This is a genomic window from Amycolatopsis sp. A133 (assembly GCF_031082405.1).
Lineage (GTDB): Bacteria > Actinomycetota > Actinomycetes > Mycobacteriales > Pseudonocardiaceae > Amycolatopsis.
Genome location: NZ_JAVHJU010000043.1, coordinates 73,409 through 98,635, shown reverse-complemented (window position 1 = coordinate 98,635; position 25,227 = coordinate 73,409). Strand labels below are relative to the sequence as shown.

The following is a 25,227-nucleotide window of genomic DNA, read 5'->3' as shown; positions in this document are numbered from 1 at the left end:
ATGCTACCCAACTCGAAGTTGACACGACAACTCGTCCGGCTAGAGTTGTCGTGTCAACTCTTGTCGGCGAAAGGCGCAGCACATGAACTCGGCAGTCGTGGTCGTCGGAGGCGGGTACGCCGGCACCCTCGTCGCGAAGTCGCTGGACGGCGACGCGGAGGTCACGCTCATCGATCCCCGGGATGCGTTCGTCAACTACGCGGGTTCGCTGCGGGCGTTGACGCGACCCGACTGGGCTCACCGCCCGTTCTTCGCCTACCGGACCCTGCTGGACAACGGCCACGTGCTCCGGGACACCGTGACGTCGGCCGATTCCACCGGCGTCACCCTGGCCTCGGGTGGCCGCGTTGATGCCGGCCACCTCGTCCTGGCCACCGGGTCGAGCCACTCGTACCCGGCGCACCCCCGGCACGCAGCCACGAGTGCGGCGCAGGCCGTGGCGGATCTGCGCCACACGAACGACCAGCTCGCGCGCGCCGAACGGGTCCTGATCCTGGGGGCGGGCCCGGTCGGGCTCGAGCTGTCGGGCGAGATCCGCGAGGTGTGGCCGGACAAGCGCATCACCATCGTCGATCCGGCGCCCGAGCTTCTCCCCGGTTTCCTCCCCGAGGTGCGCGACGATCTCCGCCGCCAGCTCGAGGAGCTGAAGGTGGAGCTGCGTCTCGGCACGTCGCTGACCGCCTTGCCGCCCGTCGAGGCCGGAACGGAGACGGCGTTCACGGTGCTGACGGACACCGGCGAGCCGATTTCCGCCGACATCTGGTTCCGCAGCTTCGGCGCGCGGGTCAACACCGGCTACCTGGAGGACGGCGCCCTCGTCGAACTCACTGAGCGACACACGGTTCCGGTCGACGCGCACCTGAACGTGGTCGGCCACCGGAACGTCTACGCGCTCGGCGACATCGCCGATCTGCCCGACGCCAAGATGGCCACCCACGCGCAGACGCAGGCGCCCGTCGTCGTCGAAAACATCCGGGCTCGGCTACGCGGCGAGCAGCCCGGATCCGTCTACGAGCCGGCGTCGGTTCCGCGGATTTTCCTGCCGTTGGGCACCAAGGCCGGTGTGGGCCAGCTCCCCGGCCCCGAAGGCGCCGCCGTGGCGGCGCCTCTGGAGACAGTCGTCCGGCGCAAGGGAGCGGACCTCTTCACCGCCCAGTTCGCGCAACGGTTCAAGCCGGCTACCGAGGCCCGATGAGCGCCCGGCGGATCGGCCTGGGACCGGCCGGCGGCGGGAGCCCACACCGCCACCGCACTCGCCCGCCACGAGCGCAGCCCCCGCGCCCGCTTCGAGAAGGTGCTCGATGATCACCCGAGGCAGTCTTGTTGCCCGAACGGACGCGGTGGGGGCGGCGGGGCGGTGGTTGCGGTATACCCGGAGCAGTGGAGGAAATCCGGACCGAGCTCATCAGGCCGCTGCTGACAGCGCTTTCCGCGCACCCCGCGGAACGCCCCGCCTACTCCGACGACCGCCGGACGCTGACCTACGGTGAGCTGGCCCGCGCCAGTGCGGACTTCGCCGCGGGTCTCGGCGTGTCCCGGGGCGATCGCGTGCTGGTCCACGTCGGCAACCGGGTCGAGTTCGTCGTGTCGCTGCTGGCCGTGCTGCGGGCCGCGGCCGTCGGGGTGCCGGTGAGCGGGCGAGCGACCGAGGCCGAGCTCGCTCACCTGGCCGGCGACTCGGGGGCGACGCTTCTCGTCACCGAGGCGCGGCACGCCGCGATGGCGGAACGGCTGCGGCAGGGCCGGCCCGGGCTGCGGGTCCTCTTCGTCGAGAACCCGCCGCCGTCGGCGGGAACCCCGCGGGACGACCTGGGCCTGGACGAGCCGGCTTGGCTGCTCTACACCTCCGGCACCACCGGGCGGCCGAAGGGCGTTCTCCTTTCGCAACGCGCGCTGCTGTGGTCGGCCGCCGCCTGCTACGTCCCCGTGTTCGGGATCGAGACCGGCGACACCGTGGTGTGGCCGCTGCCGCTCCACCACGCCTACGCCCTGTCGCTCGCCTTCACCACCACGATCGCGCTCGGCGCGCACACCCGGCTCGCCGACGGCTGCTCGCCGGAGCTGCTCGCCCGGTACCCGGGTTGCGTGCTGGCCGGGGTACCGGCCACCTACCTGCGGCTCCACCAGGAAGCCGACGGCCCGCTCGTCCCGCCGAGGCTGTGCCTGACCGGCGGTGCGCCGTGCACACCGGCGACCCGCGCCGCGGTCCGGGAGCTGTTCGGCCTGCCCCTCGTCGACGGCTACGGGAGCACCGAAACGGGCGGGAAGATCGCGGTGGAGCGACCCGGTGAACCGGGACTGCTCCCGGTGCCCGGCATGGAGGTCCGGATCGACGCCGGTGAGGTGCTCGTCCGCGGCCCGGGACTGATGCTGGGCTACCACGGGCAGACCGAGCCGCCGTTGCGCGACGGCTGGTACCGCACCGGTGACGCCGGCCGGCTCGAAGGCGGCCGGCTGCTGCTCGACGGCCGGGTCGACGACGTGATCGTCTGCGGTGGCCAGAACGTCCACCCCACCGAGATCGAGGCCGTGCTGGAGGAGTCGCCGTCGGTGCGGGAGGTCCTCGTGACCGGCCGGCCCGACGACGTCGTCGGGCAGGTGCCGGTGGCGTTCGTGGTCGCCGGGCCGGACGGCTTCGACGCCGAGGAGCTGCGCCGCCGCTGCCTCAGCCGGCTTTCGCTCCACAAAGTGCCGGTGGCCTACCTCGAAGTCGACGCGATCCCGCGGACGGCGTCGGGCAAACCGAAGCGGAACGCCATGGCGAGCGCGCCGGAGCAGCCGGATCTCGCCGCGGTGGTGCGGGCCGAGCTGACAGTCCTTTGCGGACACGACGGCGGCGACGGGTGGCGGGACCGGCCCTTCACCGACCTCGGGCTGTCCTCGATGGCCGGCGTCCAGTTCCGGCACCGGATCACCGCGCTGACCGGGGTGCCCGTCCCGCACTCGCTGATCTACGACTTCCCCACGCCGGGTGCGGTGATCGCCGAGCTGACGCGGCTCGGCCAGGCGAGCCCGGCGGAGCCGCCGCGCGCGAGCCCGGCGCCGTCCGCGGAACCGATCGCCGTCGTGGCGATGGCGTGCCGGTTCCCCGGCGGGGTGCGCTCACCCGAAGACCTGTGGCGGCTCGTGGCCGACCGGGTGGACGCGACGGGGGAGTTCCCCGCCGACCGCGGCTGGGACGTGGCGGGGCTGTACGACCCGGATCCGGACCGGATCGGCCACTCGGTGACCCGCCGCGGCGGGTTCCTCGACGGTTTTGCGGACTTCGACGCCGGGATGTTCGGCATCTCGCCGCGGGAGGCGCTGGCGACCGACCCGCAGCAGCGGTTGCTGCTGGAGACGTCCTGGGAGGCGTTCGAGCGGGCCGGCATCAACGTCGCGACGCTGCGCGGCAGTGACACGGGCGTGTTCGTCGGCGTGATGAACGAGGACTACGCGAGCCGGTTCACCAGCTCCCACGACCTCGAGGCGTGGCTGGGCATCGGGTCCTCGCACGCGGTCGCCTCGGGCCGGATCTCCTACACCTTCGGGCTCACCGGGCCGGCCCTCACCGTCGACACGGCCTGCTCGTCGTCGCTGGTCGCGCTGCACCTGGCCGTGAAAGCGCTGCGGGCGGGGGAGTGTTCGCTCGCGGTCGCCGGCGGGTCCACGGTGATGGCCACCCCGCGGACCTTCCTGGCCTTCAGCCGGCAGCGCGGCCTCTCCCCGGACGGGCGGTGCCGGTCCTACGCGGCCGGAGCCGACGGCACGGCGTGGTCGGAGGGCGCCGGGGTGCTCCTGCTGGAACGGCTGTCCGACGCCCGCCGGCACGGGCACCCGGTGCTGGCCCTGCTGCGCGGCACCGCGGTGAACGCCGACGGCGCGTCGAACGGCCTGACCGCGCCCAGCGGACGCGCCCAGCAGGCGCTGATCGCGGCGGCGCTCGCGGACGCCGGGCTGACCGCGGGCGACGTCGACGCCGTCGAAGGGCACGGGACGGGAACCCCGCTGGGCGACCCGATCGAGGCGGACGCGCTGATGGCGGCGTACGGGCGTGGCCCGCGCCGGGAGCCGCTGTGGCTGGGCTCGGTGAAGTCGAACATCGGCCACACCCAGGCCGCCGCCGGGATCGCCGGGGTGATCAAGGTGGTGACGGCGTTGCAGCACGAGCAACTCCCGCCGTCGCTCCACGCCGGCGAGCCGAGCCCGCACGTCGACTGGTCGGCGGGCGGGGTGGCGCTGCTGGACCAGGCCCGGCCGTGGCCGCGCACCGACCGGGTCCGCCGGGCCGGGGTGTCGGCCTTCGGGATCGGCGGCACCAACGCGCACACGATCGTCGAGGAGGCGCCGCCGTCGGAAACTCCGGCCCGCCGGCCGTTCCCCGCGGCGCCCTGGCTGCTCAGCGCCGCGGACGGCGACGCGCTCCGGCTCGTCGCCGCCGGGCTGACCGAGGTGCCCGACACCGTCGACGTATCCGACACTGCCTACACCCTCGCCCGGCGGACGCCGCTCGCGCACCGCGTGCTGGTGCCCGCGGCGAACCGGGAGGCCCTGCGAGCCGTCGCCGAAGGGCGCGTGCTCGGCCGGACCGTCCGGGGCGGCACCCGGCTGGCCGTGCTGTTCGGCGGGCAGGGCGCGCAGCGGCCCGGGATGGGCCGGGAACTGGCCGAGCGGTTCCCGGTGTTCGCCGACGCCTTCGACGAAGCGTGCGAAGCCCTGGGCGGCGGCGTGCGCGACGTCGCCTTCACCGGCGGGGAAGCGCTGGACCGCACCGACCACGCGCAAGCCGCGCTGTTCGCCTTCGGCGTCGCGCAGTACCGGTTGTTCGAGTCGTGGGGCCTGCGCCCCGACGTCTTGCTGGGACACTCGATCGGCGAGATCACCGCCGCGCACGTCGCCGGCGTGCTGTCACTGGCGGACGCGGCGACGCTCGTGGCGGCGCGCGGCCGGCTCATGGCCGCGTTGCCCGGCGGCGGGGTGATGATCGCCGTCGAGGCCACCGAGGCGGACGTGGCTCCGCTCGTGGGCGACGCCGTTGCCGTCGCCGCGGTCAACGGGCCGCGTTCGGTGGTCCTGTCCGGTGAGCGGGCCGCGACGACGGCGCTCGCCGATCGCTTCGGCGGGGGAACGCTCCTGCGGGTCAGCCACGCCTTCCATTCGCCGCTGCTGGACCCGATGCTGGACGAGTTCCACGAGGTCGCTGCCGGGCTGAAGCACCACCGCCCCGCCCTCCCGCTCGTCTCGTGCGTGACCGGAGAACCGGTCGGGGAGATCGAGCCCGGCCACTGGCGTCGGCACGCCCGCTCGACCGTGCGGTTCGCCGGCGCGCTCGCCACGGCCGCGGCTCCCGGCCCGGTCGTGGGCCTCGAAATCGGCCCGGCGCCGGTGCTCGGCCGGCTGACCGCCGGCGTCCTGCCCACCGCACCGGCCACGATGTCGGGCACCGGGGTGCTCGCCGCGGCGGGCGCGGTGCACACGGCGGGCGTCCGGGTCGACTGGACCGCGGTGTTCGCCGGCTCGGGCGCGCGGATCACGCCGGTGCCCACGTATCCGTTCAAGCGCACCCGGTACTGGCTGGACCAGCCGTCCCCGGAGCAGACCGGCGGCGACCACGCCGTGCTCGGTCCGGCGCTGGCGGCGCCCGACTCGCCGCGGGTCGTGCACGGCGGCTCGCTCGGCGTCCGCCGCCACCGGTGGCTGGCCGACCACGTCGTCGGCGGATCCGCGCTGGTGCCCGGGACGGTGTTCGCCGAGCTGGCCCTGCACGCCGGCGAAGCGGGCGTCGGGGAACTGGTGATCGAAGCCCCGCTGCGCCTGGACGCGGGTGCGGACGTCCACGTCCAGGTCGTCGTGAACGGGCCGAGGATCGACGTCTACGCCCGGGCCCGCGACGACGAGCGCTGGCGGAAGCACGCCGGGGGGAAGCTGCGCCCGCGCGGCCCGCTCCCGCCCGGCTGGAGCGGGGAGTGGCCGCCGGCCGGGGCCGTGGAAGCCGACGTCGCCGAGGCCTACCGCGCGCACGCCTACGGGCCCGCTTTTCGGGCCGTGCAACGGTTGTGGTTGCTCGGTGACGAGTTCTTCGCCGAGGTCGAGCTCCCGCCGGGCGTCGGGGGCCGGTTCGAGCTGCACCCGGTCCTGCTGGACGCGGCCGTGCACGCGACCGCGCTGGCCGAGGGGCCGGCGGCCGAGCCGCGGGTGCCGTTCCTCTGGAGCGGTGTCGACGTCTACGCGGCGGGTGCGCGGCGAGCCAGGGTGCACGGTGTTCGCCTCGGCGCCGGCGCGGTCCGGGTCACGCTGTACGACGAAGCCGGGAACCCGACGGCCGGGATCGAGTCACTGACGACCCGGCCGATGGCGGCGCCGGACACGATGCTCTACCGTCCACAGTGGATACCGATGCCGCCGGTGGCGGCCGCGGAGCCGGTGCGGACGGTCGAAATCGACTGCGCGGCCGGCGATGTGCGCACGGCGGCCGGCCACGCGCTCACCGTGCTCCACGACTGGCAGGGCAGCGCCGACCGGCTGCTCCTGGTCACCCGCAACGCGACCGGCTCCGATCCCGGCCTCGCCGCCGCGGCGGTGTGGGGACTGGGCTGCGCGGCCGCGGCGGAATACCCGGGCCGGATCAGCATGGTCGACCTCGAGCCGGGATTCCCGGTGACCCGGGTGGCGGACCTCGCCGGCGGCAGCGCGGAGCCGCAGATCGCCATCCGCGACGGAGTGCCGCACGTCCTGCGGATCACGCGCACCGCCCCGGCGCCGGCGCGCCCGATCGACCCGGGCGGGACGGTGCTGATCACCGGCGGGACGGGAGCGCTCGGTGCCGCACTGGCCCGGCACCTCGTCACCGCGCACGGCGTCCGGCACCTCCTGCTGGTGAGCCGGCGCGGGCCGGCGGCGCCCGGAGCCGGGGAATTGACGGCGTCCCTGCGGGAACTCGGGGCGGACGTGCGGATCGTCGCGGCCGACGTCGCGGATCGGGCCACGGTGGTGCGGCTGGCCGGCAGCTGCGATCCGCCGTTGACGGCCGTCGTGCACAGCGCGGCCGTCGTCGACGACGGCGTCCTGGCGGCCCAGACGCCGGAACGCCTGGACGTCGTGCTGCGCCCCAAGGTGGACGCGGCGCTGGTCCTCGACGAGGTGACCCGGCACCTGCCGCTGACGGCCTTCGTCCTGTTTTCCTCGATCGCCGGCGTGTTCGGCAAGGCCGGGCAAGCCAACTACGCGGCCGCCAACCGGGTGCTGGACGCCGTGGCGTGCCGCCGCCGCGCGGCCGGCCTGCCCGCGTTGTCGCTGGCGTGGGGGCTGTGGGAGCTCGGCACCGGCCTCGGTGACCGGATCTCGGCCACCGCCCGGCGGCGCATGCACGCGTCCGGCGTCGAGGGGCTGACCGCCGAGCAGGGCCTGGCGCTGTTCGACGCGGCGCTCGGCTCGGCCGAACCCGTGCTGGTGCTCGTCCGGTTCGACCCGGCCGCGTCGATGGCCCCGCCGACCGGCGTTTCGGCCGCGCGCTCGGCTCCGGTGCCGTCCAGCTGGCCGGAGAACCCGGCCGAGCCCGAGCTGCGCGAGCTGCTGCGCGCGGAGGTCGCCGCGGTCCTGGGCCACCCGGACGCCGCCGTGATCGCCGACGACCGCCCGTTCCCGGAGCTCGGGTTCGATTCCCTCACCGTGATCGAGCTGCGCACCCGCCTCACCGGGTTGTCGGGCACCGACCTGCCCGCCACCGTGCTCTTCGACCGGCCCACCGTCGCCGCACTGGCCCGGTACCTCTTGGGCTCCAGGCGTTTCCGCTCTCCGGCCACGTCCGTCGATTAACTCGGACGTGGCGGAAGCCGGTCACCGGGTGACACTTTCACCCGGATTCTCCTCGAAAGAGGTACGCGAGAGCAAGCTTTCGGTCGATCGACGACGCGGCCCGATGCCCGTTATATCTGAGGAGCGCAATTCGGAGAAGGGACTCCACCGTGGCCGGTTCGACGATTCTGCTGGCGCTGGACGACATCCCTTCGGCGTCGGTGCTCAACGCCCAGCTGGCCCGGATCTGCGAGCACCTCGGCGCGGACGGGCACGACGTTCTGCGCGCCGGTACCGATGCCGACGCACTGGCCCTCGTGCAGAGCCGGGCCGATCTCACCGCCGCGCTGGTGAGCTGGGACGTCGGCGACAGCGACCGGGACGCGTCCGCCGAAGCCGTGCTGAAAGCGCTGGTGGGCCGGTTCACCCGGCTCCCGGTGTTCCTGGTGACCACCTCGGCCTCGGTCGACGACCTGCCGTTGTGGATTTCGGAAGTCATCTGCGGCTACGTGTGGCTGATGGAGGACACGCCGGGGTTCATCGCCGGCCGGATCGGTGTCGCCGCGCGCCGCTACCGCGACGAAATTCTGCCGCCGTTCTTCCGTGAGCTCCGGCGGTTCGACGACACCCACGAATACTCCTGGCACACCCCGGCCCACGCGGGCGGCGTGGCGTTCCTGAAATCCCCGGTCGGGCGGGCGTTGTTCGACTACTACGGCGAGCGGTTGTTCCGCACCGATTTGTCGATATCCGTGGCGGAGCTGGGCTCGTTGTTCGAGCACAGCGGCCCGATCGGCGACGCGGAGCGCAATGCCGCGCGCATCTTCGGCGCCGACCTGACGTATTTTGTGCTGCACGGCGATTCCACCGGTGACCGCATCGCCCTGCACGCCAGCATCGCCACCGACGAACTGGTGCTCGTCGACCGCAACTGCCACAAGGCGATCTACCACGGGCTGACGCTGACCGGCGGGCGCCCGGTCTACCTCGTGCCGACCCGCAACGGCTACGGGCTGATGGGTCCCATCCCGCCCGCCGCGCTGGGCCAGGAGGCGGTGGCCGGGCTCGTGCCGGGCAGCCCGCTGGCGGCCGGAGCCGCCGCACCGGATCCGGTGTACGCGGTGATCACGAACTCCACCTACGACGGCCTGTGCTACGACGCGGTCCGCGTCGCGGAGCTGCTGGGGGCCAGCGTGCCGCGGCTGCACCTGGACGAGGCGTGGTTCGCCTACGCTCGGTTCCACCCGCTCTACACGCGCCGCTACGGCATGGCCGTGGACGCGGGCACGGTGCCCGACGCCGTCCGGCCCACCGTGTTCAGCACCCAGTCCACCCACAAGCTGCTCGCCGCGATGTCCCAGAGCGCGATGCTGCACGTGAAGAACTCACCTCGGTCGCCGGTCGAGCACCGGCAGTTCAACGAGACGTTCATGATGCACGCCACGACGTCGCCGCTGTACCCGATGATCGCCGGGCTCGACGTCGCCGCCGGCATGATGGATGGACCGGGCGGCCGCTGGCTGGTCGACGAGGCCGTCACCGAAGCCATCCGGTTCCGGCAGGCGGTCGCCCGCATCGCCCGCCGCATCGCCGCTGCCGGGGACCGCCCCGCCTGGTTCTTCGGCACCTGGCAGCCCGACGAGGTCGGTGATCCGGAAACCGGGCAGCGATACCCCTTCGCGGACGCGCCGCTGGATCTGCTGCGCAGCGAACCCGCCTGCTGGAGCCTCGAGCCCGGTGCGGCCTGGCACGGCTTCCCGGATCTGGAGGAGGGGTACTGCCTGCTCGACCCGGTGAAGGTGAGCGTCACCTGTCCGGGCACCGACGCCCGCGGCACCGCGGCGGACGTCGGGATCCCGGCGCGGATCCTCACCGCCTACCTCGAAACCCGGCGCATCGTCGTCGAGAAGACCGACGCCTACACGTGCCTGATCCTGTTCTCGATGGGCATCACCAAGGGCAAGTGGGGCACGCTCATCGACGGGCTCCTCGACTTCAAGACGCTCTACGACACCGGCGCGCGCCTCGCCGGCGTCCTGCCCGCCCTGGTCGAACAACACCCCGCCCGCTACGCCGGCCTGACGCTGCGGGAGCTGTGCGACCAGATGCACGCCCAGCTGCGCAAGAGCGACCTCATCCCGCTGCTCGACGCGGCGTTCACCCACCCGCCGCGCCCCGAACTCACCCCCGCCCAGACCTACCAGCGGCTGCTGCGGGGCGGCACCGAACCCGTCCGCCTCGCCGAGCTCGCCCACCGCACGGTCGCCACCCAGGTCGTGACCACCCCGCCCGGCATCCCGGTCCTCATGCCCGGCGAGAACGCCGGCGGCCACGACGAGCCCACCCTGCGCTACCTGCGCGCCCTCGAGGACTTCGACCGGCACTTCCCCGGCTTCCCCAGCGAAACCCACGGCGTCACCCGGGACGCCGGCGGTGACTACTGGATCACCTGCCTCCGCACCGGGTGACGGTCGATCCACGGGAAAATCCCCCGGCCGGGGAGTAGTTCCGGTCCGCTCGGGTAAACGCCCGATCGCCGACGGCGGGCGACGTGCGACAGCGCGGTGGGGAGTGGCGATGCGAGGCGAATCGGCCGACGAGGACCGGAGCGGGAACCTGCGGTCCCCGGCCGGGAGCCGGGACGAGCCGGAGCTGGAGGAAGCGTTCGACCGGATCATCGACGAAGGCCGCGACCGGCTCGGCCGCCCGTTGCTGCCGCTGGCGGCCACCGGCCTGCTCGGTGGTGTCGACGTAGCGGTGGGAGTCCTGGCCTACCTGGTCGTCGAGCACGAGACCGGACAGCCGCTGCTGGCCTCCGCGGCGTTCACGATCGGCTTCATCGCGCTGCTGCTGGCCCGCAGCGAGCTGTTCACCGAGAACTTCCTGGTCCCGGTCACGGCCTTGGCGTCCGGCCGGGGGACCTGGCCGCGGCTGCTCCGCCTGTGGCTGGTCACCCTGGCGACGAACCTGGCCGGCGGGTTCGTGATGGCCGGGATGATCGTCGTCGCCCTGCCCGACCTCCGGGGCACCGCGGCCGCAAGCGGTCTGCATTACGCCACGCTGGGCACGTCGTGGCGCTCGCTGTTGCTGGCCGTGCTGGCGGGCGCGGTGATCACGCTGATGACCCGGATGCAGCACGCGTCCGACAACTTGGGCGTCCAGATCGTCGCCGCGGTCGCCATGGCGTTCGTTCTCGTCGGAGCCCAGCTGTTCCACTCGGTGCTCGACTCGATCATCATGTTCGCGGGCTTGCTGGGTGGCATGGCGCACTACTCGTGGGGTGACTGGGCCCTCGCGCTGGCGTGGTCGTCCCTGGGCAACATCATCGGCGGAATCGGCCTGGTCACCTCGATCCGGCTGCTCCGGGTGTCGCACCGGGTCGAAGAGGCCCAGCACGACGCCCGCCGGGAAGCGGGTGAGGAAACCACCTGACCGACCGGCACTGATTCGGCTTCGCTTTCCTCGGTCTCACGGCCGCGACAACGGCGCGGCCGTACCGGGCCGGCTCACTTGCGTAGACCGGTGTGGCCGCCCGGCGAGACAATCCGGGCACCAGCGCGGGGCTCGTGCCGGGGCGGAAGCAATTCGGCGCCGGATCGCGGCCCTGACAGAGGAGTCGCGCGAGGTCGTCAAGGCCGCGACAGCGGCACAGCGGCACCGGGGTCCGGCGAGCGTTGGCGCCGGCCGTGGCTCGCAACATCTGCCGCGGATCGCGCAATCCTGATCAAGGCGGTCCTTTCCCACTCACCTAGTGTCCTTTCCGGTAAGCGCTCACCCTGCGGATGGTTACGAATCCCGGGACTGCGGCGGGCTCCGGAAGGGAGATGACCGATGGCCACGGGGACGGTGCACCTCTACGTCGGTCCGACGTGCTCGGCGGTTGAGGTACGCCGGCGGTTCCCGGACGTGGTGGTCCACCCGCCCGCGTCCCACGGGGACTTCTTCGCCGCCGACCTGGTTTCCGGGGACGTGGCCGTCGTCGTCGACGGCTACTACCACCACCGGCTGGGGTTGCGGCACAAGGAATACCTGTACGCGCTCGACCGGGGGGTGACCGTGCTCGGTGCGGCGAGCATCGGGGCCCTCCGGGCCCGGGAACTGAGCGCCTTCGGGATGCGGGGCTCCGGAGCCGTCTACGAGCTCTACCGCGCCGGCGTGTTCGACGGTGATGACGCGGTGGCGGTGGCGCACGAAGACTCAGCTCCCTACACCAGCCTGAGCGTTCCCCTCGTGAACCTCTACGCGGCGGCGCAGGCCGCGTGCGCGGCGGGAGTGCTGCGATCCGAAGACGTCGACGAAGTCATCGCCGCGCTTCGCGCCGAGTACTACCCGTTGCGCACCGAGGCGCGGGTCGTCCGGATCCTGCGCCGGGCCGGGCGGGCCGAGCTGGCGGACTGGTATGAGGAGCGGACGGCCGCCGACCCGCACGTCTTCGACCAGAAGCGCCGGGACTGCCTCGACGCCGTGGAGGCGGCACGCCACCTCGTCGCCGACGGTGCCGTCGGGCAGGTGACGGGATCCGGAGGAGCCGATTGGAAAACCGTATTCCTGCGGGTGTGGAGCAACTCCTTCGCCGAACGGACCGGGGATCCGCCACTGGGCCACCGCCTGGCGTACCAGCAGATCTTCAGCTCCGGCTACCCGCGCGCCTGGGAACGCTACCTGGACGAGACCTACCGGCGCCGTCGACCCGCACCGGCCGGCGAGGCCGTCGGCGACCTGGCGGAGTCCTTGTCCCGGCAGATCGGGGTGGCGCGGTTCCCGCAGCCGGTGACGCACAAGGAAGACTGGCTGTTCGACTTCGTCTGCCCGGTACCCGATCTGAGCGATCCGGGCGAGGTGGAGCTCCTGCTGAGCACGGAGGAACCGGGGGACGTGGAGACCGTCGCCCGCTACCTCCGGCAGCTGCGGGAATTCACCGGCCGGGGGAGCGGCTTCGCCGTGGGGGACGACCCGGAGGTGCTCTCCGGCGACGCCGCCAAGGTCCTGCTGTGCCACCTCTGGGAGGTTCCGCCCGCCAAGCTGGTCCGCGAGTGCCGCCGCCGAGGCATTCCCAACGTCAGGACGGCGATCAGGATCCTCCAGCCGTTCGTCGTCGGAGCCATCAAGGACCGCAAATACACCCGCGTGGGTCCGGCATGACGAAGAAGGTCGTGCTGAACGGAACACATCGTGCCCGGTCGGCCGAAGCGACGTGGTCGCGCATCGAACCGCAGCTGGGGACCTTCGGCATCACCCGGGTCGCGGACGTGACGCACCTGGACCACATCGGCATCCCCGTGATGATCGCCGTCCGCCCCCTGTCGGAGACGTACGGCACTTCCCAGGGCAAGGGGGCCACCCCGCTCCTGGCCCGGATATCCGCGGTGATGGAGTCGATCGAAATGTGGCACGCGGAAACCTTCGACCCTCCCCGGTTCGAAGCGACCGCTCGCGACCTCGAACTGCCCTACCCGATCCGGGCGCTCAACGTCCGGCCGCTGAAGCAGCCCCTCGACCACGTGCGGCTCGAGTGGACCCAGGCCCGCCGGGTGGTTGGCGGCGACCCGGTGCCGCTGCCGGTCCAGTTGCTGAGCCTGTCGTTCGTCGACAGCAGCCTGTGGGAACCTCGCGTGTTCAAGACCACGTCCAACGGGCTGGCGTCGGGGAACTCCTGGGCGGAGGCCTGCCTCCACGGGATCTACGAGGTGATCGAACGCCACGCGTTGGCCGGTCTCGACGACTCCGGCGCGGACTCCCGCGTTCAGGTCGACTTGTCCACAGTGGACGACGAACACCTTCGGTCGCTGCTCGACCGGCTGGCCGACGCGGGCACGCAGTGCGAGGTGGCCATGGTCCGCAACGAACTGGCGGTGCCCGTGTTCGTGGCGTTCGTCTGGTCCCCGCTCTACCCGCTCGTCGCGGCGGGTTCCGGCGCCCACCTGGACGTCACCGTGGCCATGAGCCGGGCGATCACCGAAGCGGTGCAAACCCGGCTCACGCGGATCTGCACCACCCGCGACAACCTGCCGTCCGGCTACCGGCCACCGCACGTTGCCGACCCCTTGCTGTCCGCGGCCGCCGGGCAGCCCCTCGCCGACGTGGTCGAGGGGTACGGCGCCACCCACGACGACCTCGACGCGGAACTGCGGGAAGTCGCCGAGCGGGTCGAGAAGCTCACCGGGATGGCACCGATCGTGGCCGACATGTCGACCCGGCCCGAGCTCTTCTCGGTGGTCCGGGTGGTCTGCCCCGGTCTTGGTTATCCCGGTAAGGGCGGCAACAGCATTCCGAGAGCGATGCCCTCTTTGGATACTCCCTGAATCGCGCCGATACCCGGTTACATCGGCTCCGCATCCGTCCGAGGTGGTCCCATGGGTGACGTAAGTGTTTCTCTCTCCTCCTCTTTGGCGCAGTTCACCGGAGGTGTCCGACGCTTTTCCGTGCCGGCGGGCACGGTGCGTCAGGTGCTGGAGAAAATGCAGGACGAGTATCCCCGCCTCACCGGGCGGATCGTCGACGACCGCCTGCAGCCCCTGCCTTTCGTCCGCGTCTACGTCGGCGATGACGACGTGCGCGACCTGGGTTCCGCGGACTCCGCCGTTGCGCCCGGCACCACGGTGATGGTCCTGGCCGCCGTTGCCGGCGGCTGAAGCACCCGACGAAGGGGGACTGCCTAACGCCGAGCAACCACAGAAAAAACTCGATCGCCGAAACCCGACGTACAGGAAGAGGCTTGAATGCAATTCACACCGCAAGTCATGGCCGGCCACCTGCTGACCGAAGTGGAACCGATCCGCGGCACCCTCGACGTCCTGGCCGACGAGGAAGCCCGTCAGCAGCTCGACCGGCTGGTCGACTACCTCGTGGACCCGGAGCCGGGCGAACCCTTCGTGGCGGCCGGCATGTCCACCCAAACCAACACCGAAACCGACACGGGTCCGTCGAACACCAACACGATTCCCGACGCGGACAGCGACACCGAGTGGCGGTGGGACGACGAGTGACCTGCTCGTCCGGGGAACACGCGGATGTGGCCCGGCCCATCCGCTGATTCCCTCGTGTTCGTGACTATCGGATCCGGACGAACCGGGGCGGGTCCAGGCGGAAAGCGGCGGCCCGCCCCGGGTTCGCCGACGCGGCAGTGAAGCAGTTCAGCTCGACGAGACGAAGGTGACGGCATGGGCAACGCCACGATTCTGATTGTCACATCCAGGTGGGACACGACCGCGTACGCCGCGGCCGAAATCCTGCGCCGGAACGGCCGGGAGCCGGTCTTCTTCTACCCCGAGGACGTTCCGCTGACCGCGCGGATCGACGCGGTTTTCCGGCAGGGGCGGTGGTCCAACCGGCTGCACACGCGGGACGGGGTGATCGACCTCGACGACATCAAGGCCGTCTGGTGGCGGAAGCCCTATGTGGCCCGCCCGTCGAAGGAGCTCACCCGGGTGCAGTTGCCCTACGCCAAGCGGGAGAGCGAATACGCCATGCGCGGGTTGTGGGATCTGCTGCTCGACAACCCCGATGTCTACTGGATGAGCGATCCGCACAACATCCGCAAAGCCGCCAACAAGATGATCCAGATGACCAAGGGGGCGGCCCTCGGCCTCACCTCGCCGAAGACCATCATCACCAACGATCCCGAAGACGTGCGCAAGTTCTACGACGAGTGCTCCGGGAGGATGGTTTTCAAGTCCATGACGGGACCGTTCCTGCTGCCGGGCGAAGTGGAGGAGGAGTACACCTCCGAAACCTTCGTCCCCGGCATGCCGCTGGTCCGGCCGTTCACCGACGAGGACATGAAGCACGTCGACAGCGTGCGGCACTGCGCCTGCATGTTCCAGGAACTCGTCGAGAAGAAGCACGAACTGCGCGTCACGCTCTTCGAGGACCAGATCTTCACCTGCAAGATCGAATCGCAGAAGAACGACCTCACCCGGCACGACTGGCGCCGGCAGGACTCGCTGCCCCACGCCACCGTCGGTGAGCTCCCCGACTCCGTGGCGAAGGCCTGTCTCGCACTGGTGAACGACTTCGGGCTGCGCTTCGGAGCCTTCGACTTCATCGTGACGCCCGACGACGAGCACATCTTCCTGGAGGTGAACGCGAACGGCCAGTGGCTGTTCGTCCAGGAATGGGTACCGGAACTGCGCCTCATGCAGGCCTTCGTCGACATCATGGTGCGGAACTCGTGACGGCCCCGTGAAGACCCGCTCGGCGTCCGGCACCTCGTCCTCGGAAGAGCTCCTCTTCGGCGGTCGCCTCCTCTACGTCAACGACACGAGCACCCAGGACGGCGCCCTGACCCGGCTCGGCCTGTGGCCGGTGGTCCGGGCGCTGCCGCCCCTCGTCCGCACCACCGTCCGGCTCGCCCGCAAAACCGACGCTGCGGCGGTGTGGCTGGTCGCCGGCGCCGAAGCCGGACGCGGTGTTGTGCAGGCCGTCGGTCTGGTCGCCGTCAACACCGCGCTGGCCGCCGTGCTGGCCGGCGGCGACCCGGCCCGGTGGCTGCCCCGGGCCGTGCCGTCGCTCGTGCTGGTGGCGGTCACCGCGGTGCTGGGCGCGGTGCTCACCGCCGTCTCCACCTACGGTTCGGGGCGGCTGCAGCCGAAGGTCGAACGAGCCGCCACCGAGCAGTACCTGGCCTGTGCTTCGCGCGTGGAACTGGCCGCGCTCGAGGACGACCGGTTCCGCCGGCTGCTCGACACCGCCCAGTTCGGGGCGACGGGCGCCCGCCGGATGGTCGAGCACTGCACGCGGGTGATCACCGCGGTGCTCTCCCTGGCGGCCGCCGGGAGTGTGCTCACCGTGCTGCACCCGGTGCTGCTGCCGTTGCTCAGCCTGATGATCGTCCCGCCCCTGTGGGGAACCCTCGTGACCGCGCGCCGCCGCTACGAGAGTTTCCGCACCTGGGTGCAGCACACGCGCGCCGGCCGGGTGCTCAGCACGGAACTCACCGCGGTCGAGGCCGCCCCGGAGATCCGGGTCCACCAGGTGGGCCCGTTCCTGCTCCGGCACTTCCGCGCCATGTCCGCCGCCTCCGAGGCCGAACAGACCCGGCTGGCGAGGCTCGACGCCCGCACCGGGCTGTGGGTCGCCGCCTGGACCGGGCTCGCCACCGCCGCCACCTACCTCACGCTGGGCCTCTTGGCCTGGAGCGGCACCGTGGCCGTGTCCGTCGCGGGAACCGCGGTGCTCGCCATCCGCACCGGCACGGGACGCCTCGGCGGCATGGTGCAGGCGGTCACCAGCCTCTACGACGAGAGCCTGTTCGTCGCCGACCTCGAGCGGTTGCGGGTCCGGGCCGCCGAGCAGGCCATCCCGGCCGGTGGCCTGGACGTGCCGGCCCACCCCCGCCGGATCACGTTCGACCGGGTCACCTTCCGCTACCCCGGCACCGACCGGGCCGCGCCGCCGGCGATCGACGACGTCTCGCTCACCATCCCCAGGGGGCGGATCACCGCCCTCGTCGGGGAAAACGGCTCGGGCAAGTCCACCCTGGTCAAGCTGCTCGCCGGGCTCTACCTCCCGGACCGCGGCAGCGTCGGGTGGGACGACGTCCCGACCTGCCGGGCTGACCGGCAGCAGGTGTTCGGCCGGATCGCCATGGTCGCGCAGGACTTCAAGCGCTGGCCCTTCACCGCCCGGGTCAACGTCGCCATCGGTGACTCCCGCACTCCCGACGACGAAGGCCGGCTGAGTGCCGCCGCCGACCACGCGGGCGCCACGGCGGTGATCGAGGGCCTGCCCCGCGGCTGGGCCACGTTGCTGGCCCGGGGGTACGAGGGCGGCCACCAGCTCAGCGGCGGCCAGTGGCAACGCGTGGGTGTCGCACGGGCCCACTACCGCGACGCACCCGTCCTGATCGTCGACGAACCCACTGCCGCGCTCGACGCCCGTGAAGAGCAGCGGGTGTTCGACCGGATCCGCGGACTGGCCGAAGGCGGGCAGACCGTCATCCTCATCACCCACCGGATGGCGTCCGTCCGGCACGCGGACCTGGTGTACGTGCTCCACCGCGGCCGGCTCGTCGAATCCGGCCCACCGGAGGAACTGCTGGAGCTGCCCCAAGGGCGCTTCCGCGGGCTGTACGAGATCCAAGCCGCCCAGTTCGGCCGGAGCAAGGGCCCGGCCCTGCCCCACGACTTCGTCTCCGGAGAGCCGAAACCGTGAAAGCACCCGAAAGATCCGGTGAACACGCACGCGACGCCGTGGCCGTCCTCGTCGTCCTGGCGGCCGTGTCCGTGGGCCTGCTGCACGCCGTTCCGACCTTCGGGCAGCTGGCGGACCTGAGCGACGGCGGCTGGCCCCTCGTCCTGCGGTTCCTCCTCGCGGTCGTCCTGATCATCGTGGTGGGGCGGCTGGGCGGCTGGGCCGCGACGCGGTGCCGCCAGCCACCGGTCATCGGCGAGATGGCCGCGGGCATCGCGCTGGGCCCGACCTTGCTGGGCCAGGTGGCGCCGGAAATCCAGCACGCCCTGTTCCCCACGGCCCTGGTGCCCCACCTCGGCCTGGTCGCGCAGCTGGCGATCGTCTGCTTCGTCTTCCTCCTCGGCGCCGACCTCCCGCTGGACCTGCTGCGCGGGGCGGGGCGGCGGGTGGCCGCACTCGGGACGGCCATGGTGGCCGTCCCGCTCGCCTGCGGGCTGCTGCTCGCCGCCGGCCTGGCCGCGGCGTACCGGCCGGCGGGGACCGGGCCCGTCCCCTTCCTCCTCTTCGTGGGCACCTCGATGAGCATCACCGCCTTCCCCGTGCTGGTGCGGATCCTCGCCGGGCTCGACCTGGTCCGGACCCGGATCGGCACGCTCGGCCTGGCCACCGCCGGGGTGGGCGACGTCCTCTCGTGGTGCCTGCTGGTCGTGGTCGTCGCGCTGGCCCGCGGTGACTCGGCGGCTGCGGTCGCGCCGACCGTGGGGTGGCTCGTCCTGTTCACCGCGGGAACGCTCCTCGTCGTCCGCCCGGCGCTGCGCCGGCTCTCGGCGATCGCCGGGGAGAACACCGGCCGGCGGCGCGCCCTGACCGTGGTGCTGGTGCTCTGGGCGCTCTCCGCCGCCGCCGTCACCGACTGGATCGGCGTCCACGCCATCTTCGGGGCGTTGCTGGCCGGCGCGATCCTGCCGCGCGGAAACCGCGTGGTGCGCGACCTCGGCCGCACGGTCGGGCGCGGGGTCACCGCCGTGCTCCCGCTCTTCTTCGCGGTGATCGGGTTCAGCATGCACGTCGGGTTCCTGCGGAACCTCCGGGACGTGCTGGTGTGCTTGCTCGTGATCGTCGTGGCCGTCACGAGCAAGCTGGGCACGACCACGCTCGTCGGCCGGCTGACCGGCCTGACGTGGCGGGAATCGGCCGGGCTGGGCGTCATGGTCAACTGCCGGGGCCTGACCGAACTGGTGGTGGTCTCCGCGGGACTGTCGCTCGGCATCATCGGCCCGGACCTGTTCGTCGTGTTCGTGGTGATGACGCTGGTGACGACGGCCATGACCGGCCCGCTGCTCCGGCGGCTCGACCTCGGCGGCGCCCGGGCGCCCGCGCGGCCGGTCGCCGGCTTGGTGCATGCCACGGAGACCGTAACTGTGGTGAACGCCGATGGCGGCGCGGACCGCGCCCATTAGCGTCGGCGTGGTGAACGAGCGGAAAGGAGCGATGGCATGAACCCCTTCGACGACCCGGACGGCGAGTTCGTGGCCCTGGTGAACGACGAGGGCCAGTACTCGCTGTGGCCCACGTTCGGCCCGGTACCCGCCGGCTGGACCACGGCCTTCGGCCCGGACCGCCGCGACGCGTGCCTGGCCCACATCGAGCGCACCTGGACCGACATGCGGCCCCGCAGCCTCATTCTCGCCATGGAGCAGCAACAAGACTGACGTCTCGGCGCCGCCGGACGGGCCACGATCCGGTTTGTCTTTTCTTTTGCTGGGGGAGCGGGTGCAGACGATCCATTTCACCATGGCGGACCTCGGGCGGATCAGAATGGCGACCACGGTCGGCATCACCGGGGAAGCCGTTTTTGCGATGGACTCGTTCACGAAAGCGCGAACGGGCATTTTTGCGGTGTGGCGGCGCCGGTTCGCCCACCGGAGCCCGGTCCGCGCGCTCGGGCGGTCCGTCCGCCCGGTGCCCGATCTGCTGTGGCTGGTGCACGAAACGACGTCGTCCGGCCGCGCCCCGGTCGACGGAGCCGACCTGGGCCGCGAGGAGGTGCTGGCGGCGGTCCGGTCCTTTTGCTCGATCGCGATCTCGCCGTTCTGGCCGCGGGTCCACGGCTACCTGGAAAGCGAACGCGACGCCCGGAGCCGCCTCGCGATGACCGGCGGGGTGGAACGCCTGCTCGACACGCTGCACCCCTTGGTGCGGTGGCGACCGCCGGTGCTGGAAATACCCGGCGAGCGCACCGGCGAAATCCACCTCGACGGCCGGGGGCTGGTGCTCGTTCCGTCCCTGTTCCTGCACGAGGGCCGGGCCGCGCTGCTCATGGACGGCCGGGACCGGGAGACCCCGGTCCTGGTGTTTTCCGCCGCCCCGCCGAGCCACACCGACGCGAAGGAGATGTGGAACGCGCCGGAGGCCGGGCACCGCGCCTTGGCGGCCCTGGTCGGCAGCACCCGGGCCGCCGTGCTGCAGGAACTCACCGACAGCCGGTCCACGGGCGAGCTGGCCGAGCGGCTGCGCATGTCCTCGGCCGGCATCAGCCAGCACACCTCGATCCTGCGCCAGGCCGGCCTGATCACCACCCGGCGCAACCGCAACACCGTGCAGCACGACGTCACCCGCCTGGGCAAAGCCCTGCTCGACGGCACCGCCCTCGACGCGGGATGCCGGCCGTCATGAAGTACGGCCAAGCCCGGCTTCAGGTCCTGCCGCAGTTGTCGTGAGTGTTTAGGAGGGTTAGAACCCTCCTAAACACTCACGACAACCCAGCCCCCTCCCAGCCCTGGTGTCTTCCGCGCCTGGCGGCTGCCCCTCGCGGCTTCGATGCAGACTCTGGGGCAGGCGGCGCTCACCTGGATCAAGGCACGGCGGGCAGCCGCGACCAGGACTCGGCCGCGGTGAGGAAAACGTTGTTGTCGGCGCGGCTGCCGATGGTCGTCCGGACTCCTTCGCCGGGGAACGGGCGCACGAGCACCCCGTGGGCCAGGCAGTGCGCGGCGAACGCGCCCGCCCGCCCGGCCAGGGGCAGCCACAGGAAGTTGCCGTGCGACTCGGGTACGGCGAACCCGTGCGCCCGCAGGGTTTCGCGGACCCGGCCGCGCTCGACGCGTACGTCGCGGCAGCGTGCGGCCACCTGGTCACGGCCGGCCAAGCTGGCCAGTGCCGCCGCTTCGGCCGATGCGGTGATGGTGAACGGCAACTGGGCCCGGTCGAGCGCGGCGATCACCGCGGGCGGCCCGGCGCAGTAGCCGACCCGCAGCCCGGCCAAGCCGTGCGCCTTCGAGAAGGTGCGCAGGCTGACCAGGCTGCCGCCGTCCCCGAGCTCGCGGACGAGGTCGATCCCGTCGGGGCTGTCCGGGTCGCTGACGAACTCCCGGTACGCCTCGTCCAGCACCACGAGCACGTGCGGAGGCAGCCGCCGCAGAAATTCGAGCAGAGCCTCCCGGTGCAGCACCGAGCCGGTCGGGTTGTTCGGGTTGCACAGCAGCACCATCCGGGTGTCGTCGCCGACAGCCGCCGCCATCGCGTCCAGGTCGTGCCCGTGGCCGGCGGTCAGCGGCACCGGCACCGGCCGCGCTCCGGCCACGGTGGCCAGGACGGGATACGCCTCGAACGAAGGCCAGCCGAACACCACACTGCCGCTGCCGCCGAACACCACCTCCATGAGGTGCTGCAGGAGCGCGCCGGAGCCGGGGCCCACGGCGACCTGCCCGGCAGGCAGGCCGGTCAGGCGGGCCAGCCGGGTGATCAGCTCCCCGGGGCGCATCGCCGGGTAGCGATGGGACCCGGCGACGGCGGCCGCCGCGGCCGCCGCCGCTTCGGGCAGCGGTGGCCACGGCAGCTCGTTGCCGGCCAGCTGGACCGCGGGGCGCGCCGGCGGCGCCGGATATCCCGGCAACCGGGCGACCTCGGGCCGGACGAACCTGGTCATGGCCCCCTCCTCGGCCTTCACGACAGCTCGAACACGACGGCGCCCGCCAGGCCTTCGACGTGGTGGACGGCGGAACACTCCCAGCCGCCCTCCCCGAAGGCCTCCAGCCACTCCTGCTCGGTCGGCACGAAGACGCCCATCATCGCGTGGCCGAGTTCGAACGCCAGCGTGAACACCGGGATGTCGTCGTCGGGTACGCCGACGGTGCGCACGTTGTCCCCGAGCACCAGTTTGCGGGCGGCGGGAAACGCCTCGCGCAGCCGGCGCAGAGCGGCGACGCACTGCTCCCGGGGCCAGAAGTCGTGGCCCATCATGAAACAGGTGAGCAGCTCGACGTCGGCGAACTCCGGACGCGGCGTCAGGTGCCGCGCATCGGCCTCGACAAAACGGACCCGATCGGCCAGGCCGGCCTGCGCGGCCTCGCCGGTCGACAGCTCCAGCGCGGGTGCGGCGATTTCGACGCCGATCCCCTTGGCCGCCGGATAGCGCTTGGCCAGCTGGAGCAGCCGCTCGCCGCTGCCCGAGCCCAGGTCGGCCACCGACGTGACCGGGAAGTCCAGCCCCTCGACCACCGACCAGAACACCGGATCGAAGAACGTGGTGTTGGCCTGCCGGGACGCGAAGCTGATCGCCCGGGCGTCCCGCGTGTAGTAGTCCCCGACCCGGTTGGCGTTGCGCAGCACGAACGGCATCCGGGCGAACAGCGGCGCCGAGCCCACCGCCAGCCAGTGGAACAACGGCTTGGCCTGGTAGACCTCGTCGAAAACCGGGCCGGCGACGACGGTGTCGCCGTCCCGCCGGACCACCTCGACGCCGGCGAGCGCCACGAACATGCCCCGGGTGGAGCCGAGGTGCAGGTCGTGCCGCGCCGCGAAGGCCGGGATCTCGAGCCGGCCGAACTCCTTGAGCTCGTCGAGCGCGCCCAGCTCCCAGGCGGCCGCGATGGCCGGTGCGGCGACGGCCGCGTTGAAGATGCCGGCGGCCGCCCGCCGCGAGCCGGGCGCGGGGATTTCGGTTGTCATGACAGACCTTTCCGGCGCCCGGCCCGTGCCGTGCGCCTCTCCGGTAGCGGATCGGTCCGGCCAGCCGGCGTATCCGCGCAGTCCGTAGAGCAGGGGCGCCGGGCCGGCGAACCGGTCGATCCGCCGTACCCGGCCGAACACCACCTCGTGGTCGCCGATCCGTTCGGTGCCGCTGACCACGCAGTCGGCGACGGAGTGCGCGTCGCCGCTCAGGTGCGGGCCGGCCCGGCCGTCGTCGGCCAGCCACGGCACCCGGTCGAACCGGTCGGCGGCGCCGGAGGCGAACAGCTCCGCGGTGGCGCGCGCCCGGTGGTGCAGCAGGTTGACCGCGAACCGGCCCCGCTCGCGGACCGCGGCCAGCGTCGGGCTGCCGAGGCGCAGGCAGACCAGCAGGGTCGGTGGTTCGAGCGACACGCTGCACAGCGACGAGCACGTCATGCCCCGCGGCCGTCCGTCGCCGTCCAGGACGGTGATCACGGCGACCCCGGCCGGGAAACCCGCCATGAGTGTGCGGAAGGTGTCCCGGTCGACGTCCGGCTCCGCGGCGGTCACCGCATCGACGCGAGGTAGTCGCGCTGGCTGGGCAGCCGCTCGACCAGGTCCTTCACCCGGTCGCGGACCAGCTCGAACTCCTTGATCGCGCCCGTGTCGTCGAACAGCCCGAGTGCGGCGGGCGGGCGCACCGGCACCCCGCCGAGGCCCAGCAGCATGCAGACGTAGGAGTAGGGCTCGAAACCGTGGTAGTGCGGCCAGATCGTTTCGGTGTCGGGCAGCTTGGCCGTCCACTGCTCCAGCCGCTCGGCGAGGGAATCGGGGATCGGCCGGGTCTTGGTGTCCCGCCAGTAGGCGTTGTCGCTCCGGGCGGCGCCGCGGTAGTGCAGGCAGAGGAATTCGCGGACCCCGTCCAGGCAGCCGGCGATCCGCCGGTTGTAGGAGTCGCGCAGCCGCGGGTCCCAGTCGTCGCCGGGGAAGTGCTTGACCAGTTGCTCGACACCGTGCTGGATGAAGAAGATCCCGGTCGATTCCAGGGGCTCCACGAAGCCACTGGAAAGCCCGATCGCGACGCAGTTGCGCACCCAGGACTCCCGGCTGCGGCCGACCCGCATCCGCAGGTGGTTGGCCTCCAGGTCGTCGGCCGCCGGCCCGACGAACTCGCGCAGGGTGCGCTCGGCTTCGTCGGGGGAGCAGTAGTCGGACGCGTAGACGTACCCGGTGCCGATGCGCTCGTACAGCGGGATGGTCCAGATCCAGCCGGTGTCCATCGCGGTGGCCGTCGTGCACGGGCGCATGCCCCGGCGAGCCACGTCCACGGGCACGCGCAGCGCCACCGCGCTGTCGTTGGGCAGAGTGTCCTGATAGGACTGGAACGGCGTGCCGAGTGCCCGGTTGAGCAGCAGGCCGGTGAATCCGCTGCAGTCGATGAACAGGTCGCCGTGGAGGGCGCCGGAGCCGCGGGTCACCACGTGGTCGATCCAGCCGCGCTCGTCCAGTGCCACGTCCACCACGTCGTCGAGGACGTGCCGCACGCCCCGCCGGGTGGCGTACCCGGTGAGGTACTTGGCCAGCAGTGCGGCGTCGAAGTGGTAGGCGTAGGGGAACTGGGTGTGCTGCTCGGTCAGGGTGGTGCGATATCCGCCTTGGCCGTCCCGCTCCACGAAGTCCTGTTCGAACAGCGTGCCGTCCAGGTACCGCGGCGACCGCTCGGCGTCGCACAGCGCGGCCATCAGGAAGCTGTCCTGGTCGAACCGGTCGCCGGGGCGCAGCTGCAGCCACCAGTCGGTCAGGCCGAACCCGTCGACCACCCGCACCCGCTCGAACGGGTGGTAGAAGGAGTGCCCCGGCGCGCGCCAGTTCTCGAACCGGATGCCGAGCTTGTAACTGGCGTTGCACTCGGGCATCCATTCCCGCTCGTCGAGCCCGAGGTAGTCGAAAAAGTGCCGGATCGTGCTGAACGTGGCCTCACCGACACCGATGGTGGAGATCCGGGCGGATTCGACGAGGGTCACCGAAATCCGGTCCCCGAACGCCGCCTTGAGGTACGAGGCCGTCATCCACCCGGATGTTCCGCCTCCGACGATTACCACCTGTCTTGGCACGACTACCTCCATCGGAATTCTTTTCCGCCTGATGTGCTCCTTCAATCGGCGAGGAGCAGACGATCCTGCCGACACACCAGGGGCCCGCGACCGGACACGGCCGGGCGGTCGGCCCAGCCTCACCGACATCGGCCGCCGGAACCACCTTTTTAAGGCAGGCGCGAAAAGCGCAGATCACCACGGTGCCGCCGGGATGTTTCGAGGTGGATCGCGCGCCGGCTTCGCCTGCGGCGCCGTAACGGCGGGAATTACGGTCGTGTGCGGGGATTGCGGCCAC

16 protein-coding genes are annotated in these 25,227 nt (G+C 72.0%); 13 read left to right on the top strand and 3 right to left on the bottom strand.

Annotation, left to right across the window (positions count from 1 at the left end):
• Positions 1 to 82 precede the first annotated feature (82 nt).
• The 13 genes from Q5425_RS27610 to Q5425_RS27550 all read left to right on the top strand — a co-directional run bounded on the left by Q5425_RS27610 (position 83) and on the right by Q5425_RS27550 (position 20,580).
• Positions 83 to 1,195 (top strand): FAD-dependent oxidoreductase, encoded by a 1,113-nt coding sequence (locus Q5425_RS27610; protein ID WP_308675231.1) that lies wholly within the window; start codon positions 83 to 85, stop codon positions 1,193 to 1,195.
• Positions 1,196 to 1,380: 185 nt separating this feature from the next.
• Positions 1,381 to 7,794 (top strand): type I polyketide synthase, encoded by a 6,414-nt coding sequence (locus Q5425_RS27605; protein WP_308675230.1) that lies wholly within the window; start codon positions 1,381 to 1,383, stop codon positions 7,792 to 7,794.
• Positions 7,795 to 7,943: 149 nt separating this feature from the next.
• Complete coding sequence (locus Q5425_RS27600) at positions 7,944 to 10,241, top strand: Orn/Lys/Arg decarboxylase N-terminal domain-containing protein (protein ID WP_308675229.1); 2,298 nt, start codon at positions 7,944 to 7,946, stop codon at positions 10,239 to 10,241.
• A gap of 109 nt (positions 10,242 to 10,350) precedes the next feature.
• A complete protein-coding gene (locus tag Q5425_RS27595) occupies positions 10,351 to 11,205 on the top strand; it encodes a formate/nitrite transporter family protein (protein ID WP_308675228.1) in 855 nt (284 codons plus the stop codon).
• A gap of 399 nt (positions 11,206 to 11,604) precedes the next feature.
• Positions 11,605 to 12,915, top strand: coding sequence for a TfuA-like protein (locus tag Q5425_RS27590; RefSeq protein WP_308675227.1), 1,311 nt, complete (start codon positions 11,605 to 11,607; stop codon positions 12,913 to 12,915).
• A complete protein-coding gene (locus Q5425_RS27585; RefSeq protein WP_308675226.1) occupies positions 12,912 to 14,075 on the top strand; it encodes a YcaO-like family protein in 1,164 nt (387 codons plus the stop codon). The genes Q5425_RS27590 and Q5425_RS27585 overlap by 4 nt, the downstream gene beginning before the upstream one ends.
• A 51-nt stretch (positions 14,076 to 14,126) precedes the next feature.
• Positions 14,127 to 14,405, top strand: coding sequence for a MoaD/ThiS family protein (locus Q5425_RS27580; protein WP_308675225.1), 279 nt, complete (start codon positions 14,127 to 14,129; stop codon positions 14,403 to 14,405).
• A 108-nt stretch (positions 14,406 to 14,513) separates the two neighbouring features.
• The gene (locus tag Q5425_RS27575; protein ID WP_308675224.1) at positions 14,514 to 14,759 is read left to right on the top strand and encodes a hypothetical protein; all 246 of its coding nucleotides are present in this window, start codon (positions 14,514 to 14,516) and stop codon (positions 14,757 to 14,759) included.
• Between the two features lie 174 nt (positions 14,760 to 14,933).
• Positions 14,934 to 15,947 (top strand): MvdC/MvdD family ATP grasp protein, encoded by a 1,014-nt coding sequence (locus tag Q5425_RS27570; protein ID WP_308675223.1) that lies wholly within the window; start codon positions 14,934 to 14,936, stop codon positions 15,945 to 15,947.
• Positions 15,948 to 15,954: 7 nt separating this feature from the next.
• Positions 15,955 to 17,925, top strand: a complete 1,971-nt coding sequence (locus Q5425_RS27565) for an ABC transporter ATP-binding protein (RefSeq protein ID WP_308675222.1) — start codon at positions 15,955 to 15,957, stop codon at positions 17,923 to 17,925.
• Positions 17,922 to 19,364 (top strand): cation:proton antiporter, encoded by a 1,443-nt coding sequence (locus Q5425_RS27560; RefSeq protein ID WP_308675221.1) that lies wholly within the window; start codon positions 17,922 to 17,924, stop codon positions 19,362 to 19,364. Before Q5425_RS27565 ends, Q5425_RS27560 begins: the two co-directional genes overlap by 4 nt.
• Positions 19,365 to 19,400: 36 nt before the next feature.
• Entirely contained in the window at positions 19,401 to 19,616 is a 216-nt protein-coding gene (locus tag Q5425_RS27555; RefSeq protein ID WP_308675220.1) for an MbtH family protein, read from the top strand.
• 61 nt (positions 19,617 to 19,677) lie between these two features.
• A complete protein-coding gene (locus tag Q5425_RS27550) occupies positions 19,678 to 20,580 on the top strand; it encodes a helix-turn-helix domain-containing protein (protein WP_308675219.1) in 903 nt (300 codons plus the stop codon).
• A gap of 178 nt (positions 20,581 to 20,758) precedes the next feature.
• Here Q5425_RS27550 and Q5425_RS27545 read toward each other — a convergent pair whose 3' ends face one another.
• Genes Q5425_RS27545 through Q5425_RS27535 form a run of 3 tightly spaced genes read right to left on the bottom strand, consistent with a single transcriptional unit; the run spans position 20,759 to position 24,962 of the window.
• Positions 20,759 to 21,832, bottom strand: a complete 1,074-nt coding sequence (locus tag Q5425_RS27545) for a histidinol-phosphate transaminase (RefSeq protein ID WP_308675218.1) — start codon at positions 21,830 to 21,832, stop codon at positions 20,759 to 20,761.
• A gap of 17 nt (positions 21,833 to 21,849) precedes the next feature.
• Entirely contained in the window at positions 21,850 to 23,406 is a 1,557-nt protein-coding gene (locus Q5425_RS27540) for a flavin reductase (protein WP_308675217.1), read from the bottom strand.
• A complete protein-coding gene (locus tag Q5425_RS27535; protein ID WP_308675216.1) occupies positions 23,403 to 24,962 on the bottom strand; it encodes a tryptophan 7-halogenase in 1,560 nt (519 codons plus the stop codon). Before Q5425_RS27535 ends, Q5425_RS27540 begins: the two co-directional genes overlap by 4 nt.
• Positions 24,963 to 25,227 lie beyond the last annotated feature (265 nt).

What these genes read in the sequence shown, in the direction of transcription:
- Q5425_RS27590 (WP_308675227.1), top strand. Translation starts at nt 11,605, where the DNA reads ATGGCCACGGGGACGGTGCACCTCTACGTCGGTCCGACGTGCTCGGCG.
- Q5425_RS27555 (WP_308675220.1), top strand. Translation starts at nt 19,401, where the DNA reads ATGAACCCCTTCGACGACCCGGACGGCGAGTTCGTGGCCCTGGTGAAC.
- Q5425_RS27595 (WP_308675228.1), top strand. Translation starts at nt 10,351, where the DNA reads ATGCGAGGCGAATCGGCCGACGAGGACCGGAGCGGGAACCTGCGGTCC.
- Q5425_RS27610 (WP_308675231.1), top strand. Translation starts at nt 83, where the DNA reads ATGAACTCGGCAGTCGTGGTCGTCGGAGGCGGGTACGCCGGCACCCTC.
- Q5425_RS27545 (WP_308675218.1), bottom strand. Translation starts at nt 21,832, where the DNA reads ATGACCAGGTTCGTCCGGCCCGAGGTCGCCCGGTTGCCGGGATATCCG.
- Q5425_RS27580 (WP_308675225.1), top strand. Translation starts at nt 14,127, where the DNA reads ATGGGTGACGTAAGTGTTTCTCTCTCCTCCTCTTTGGCGCAGTTCACC.
- Q5425_RS27575 (WP_308675224.1), top strand. Translation starts at nt 14,514, where the DNA reads ATGGCCGGCCACCTGCTGACCGAAGTGGAACCGATCCGCGGCACCCTC.
- Q5425_RS27585 (WP_308675226.1), top strand. Translation starts at nt 12,912, where the DNA reads ATGACGAAGAAGGTCGTGCTGAACGGAACACATCGTGCCCGGTCGGCC.
- Q5425_RS27570 (WP_308675223.1), top strand. Translation starts at nt 14,934, where the DNA reads ATGGGCAACGCCACGATTCTGATTGTCACATCCAGGTGGGACACGACC.
- Q5425_RS27535 (WP_308675216.1), bottom strand. Translation starts at nt 24,962, where the DNA reads ATGGAGGTAGTCGTGCCAAGACAGGTGGTAATCGTCGGAGGCGGAACA.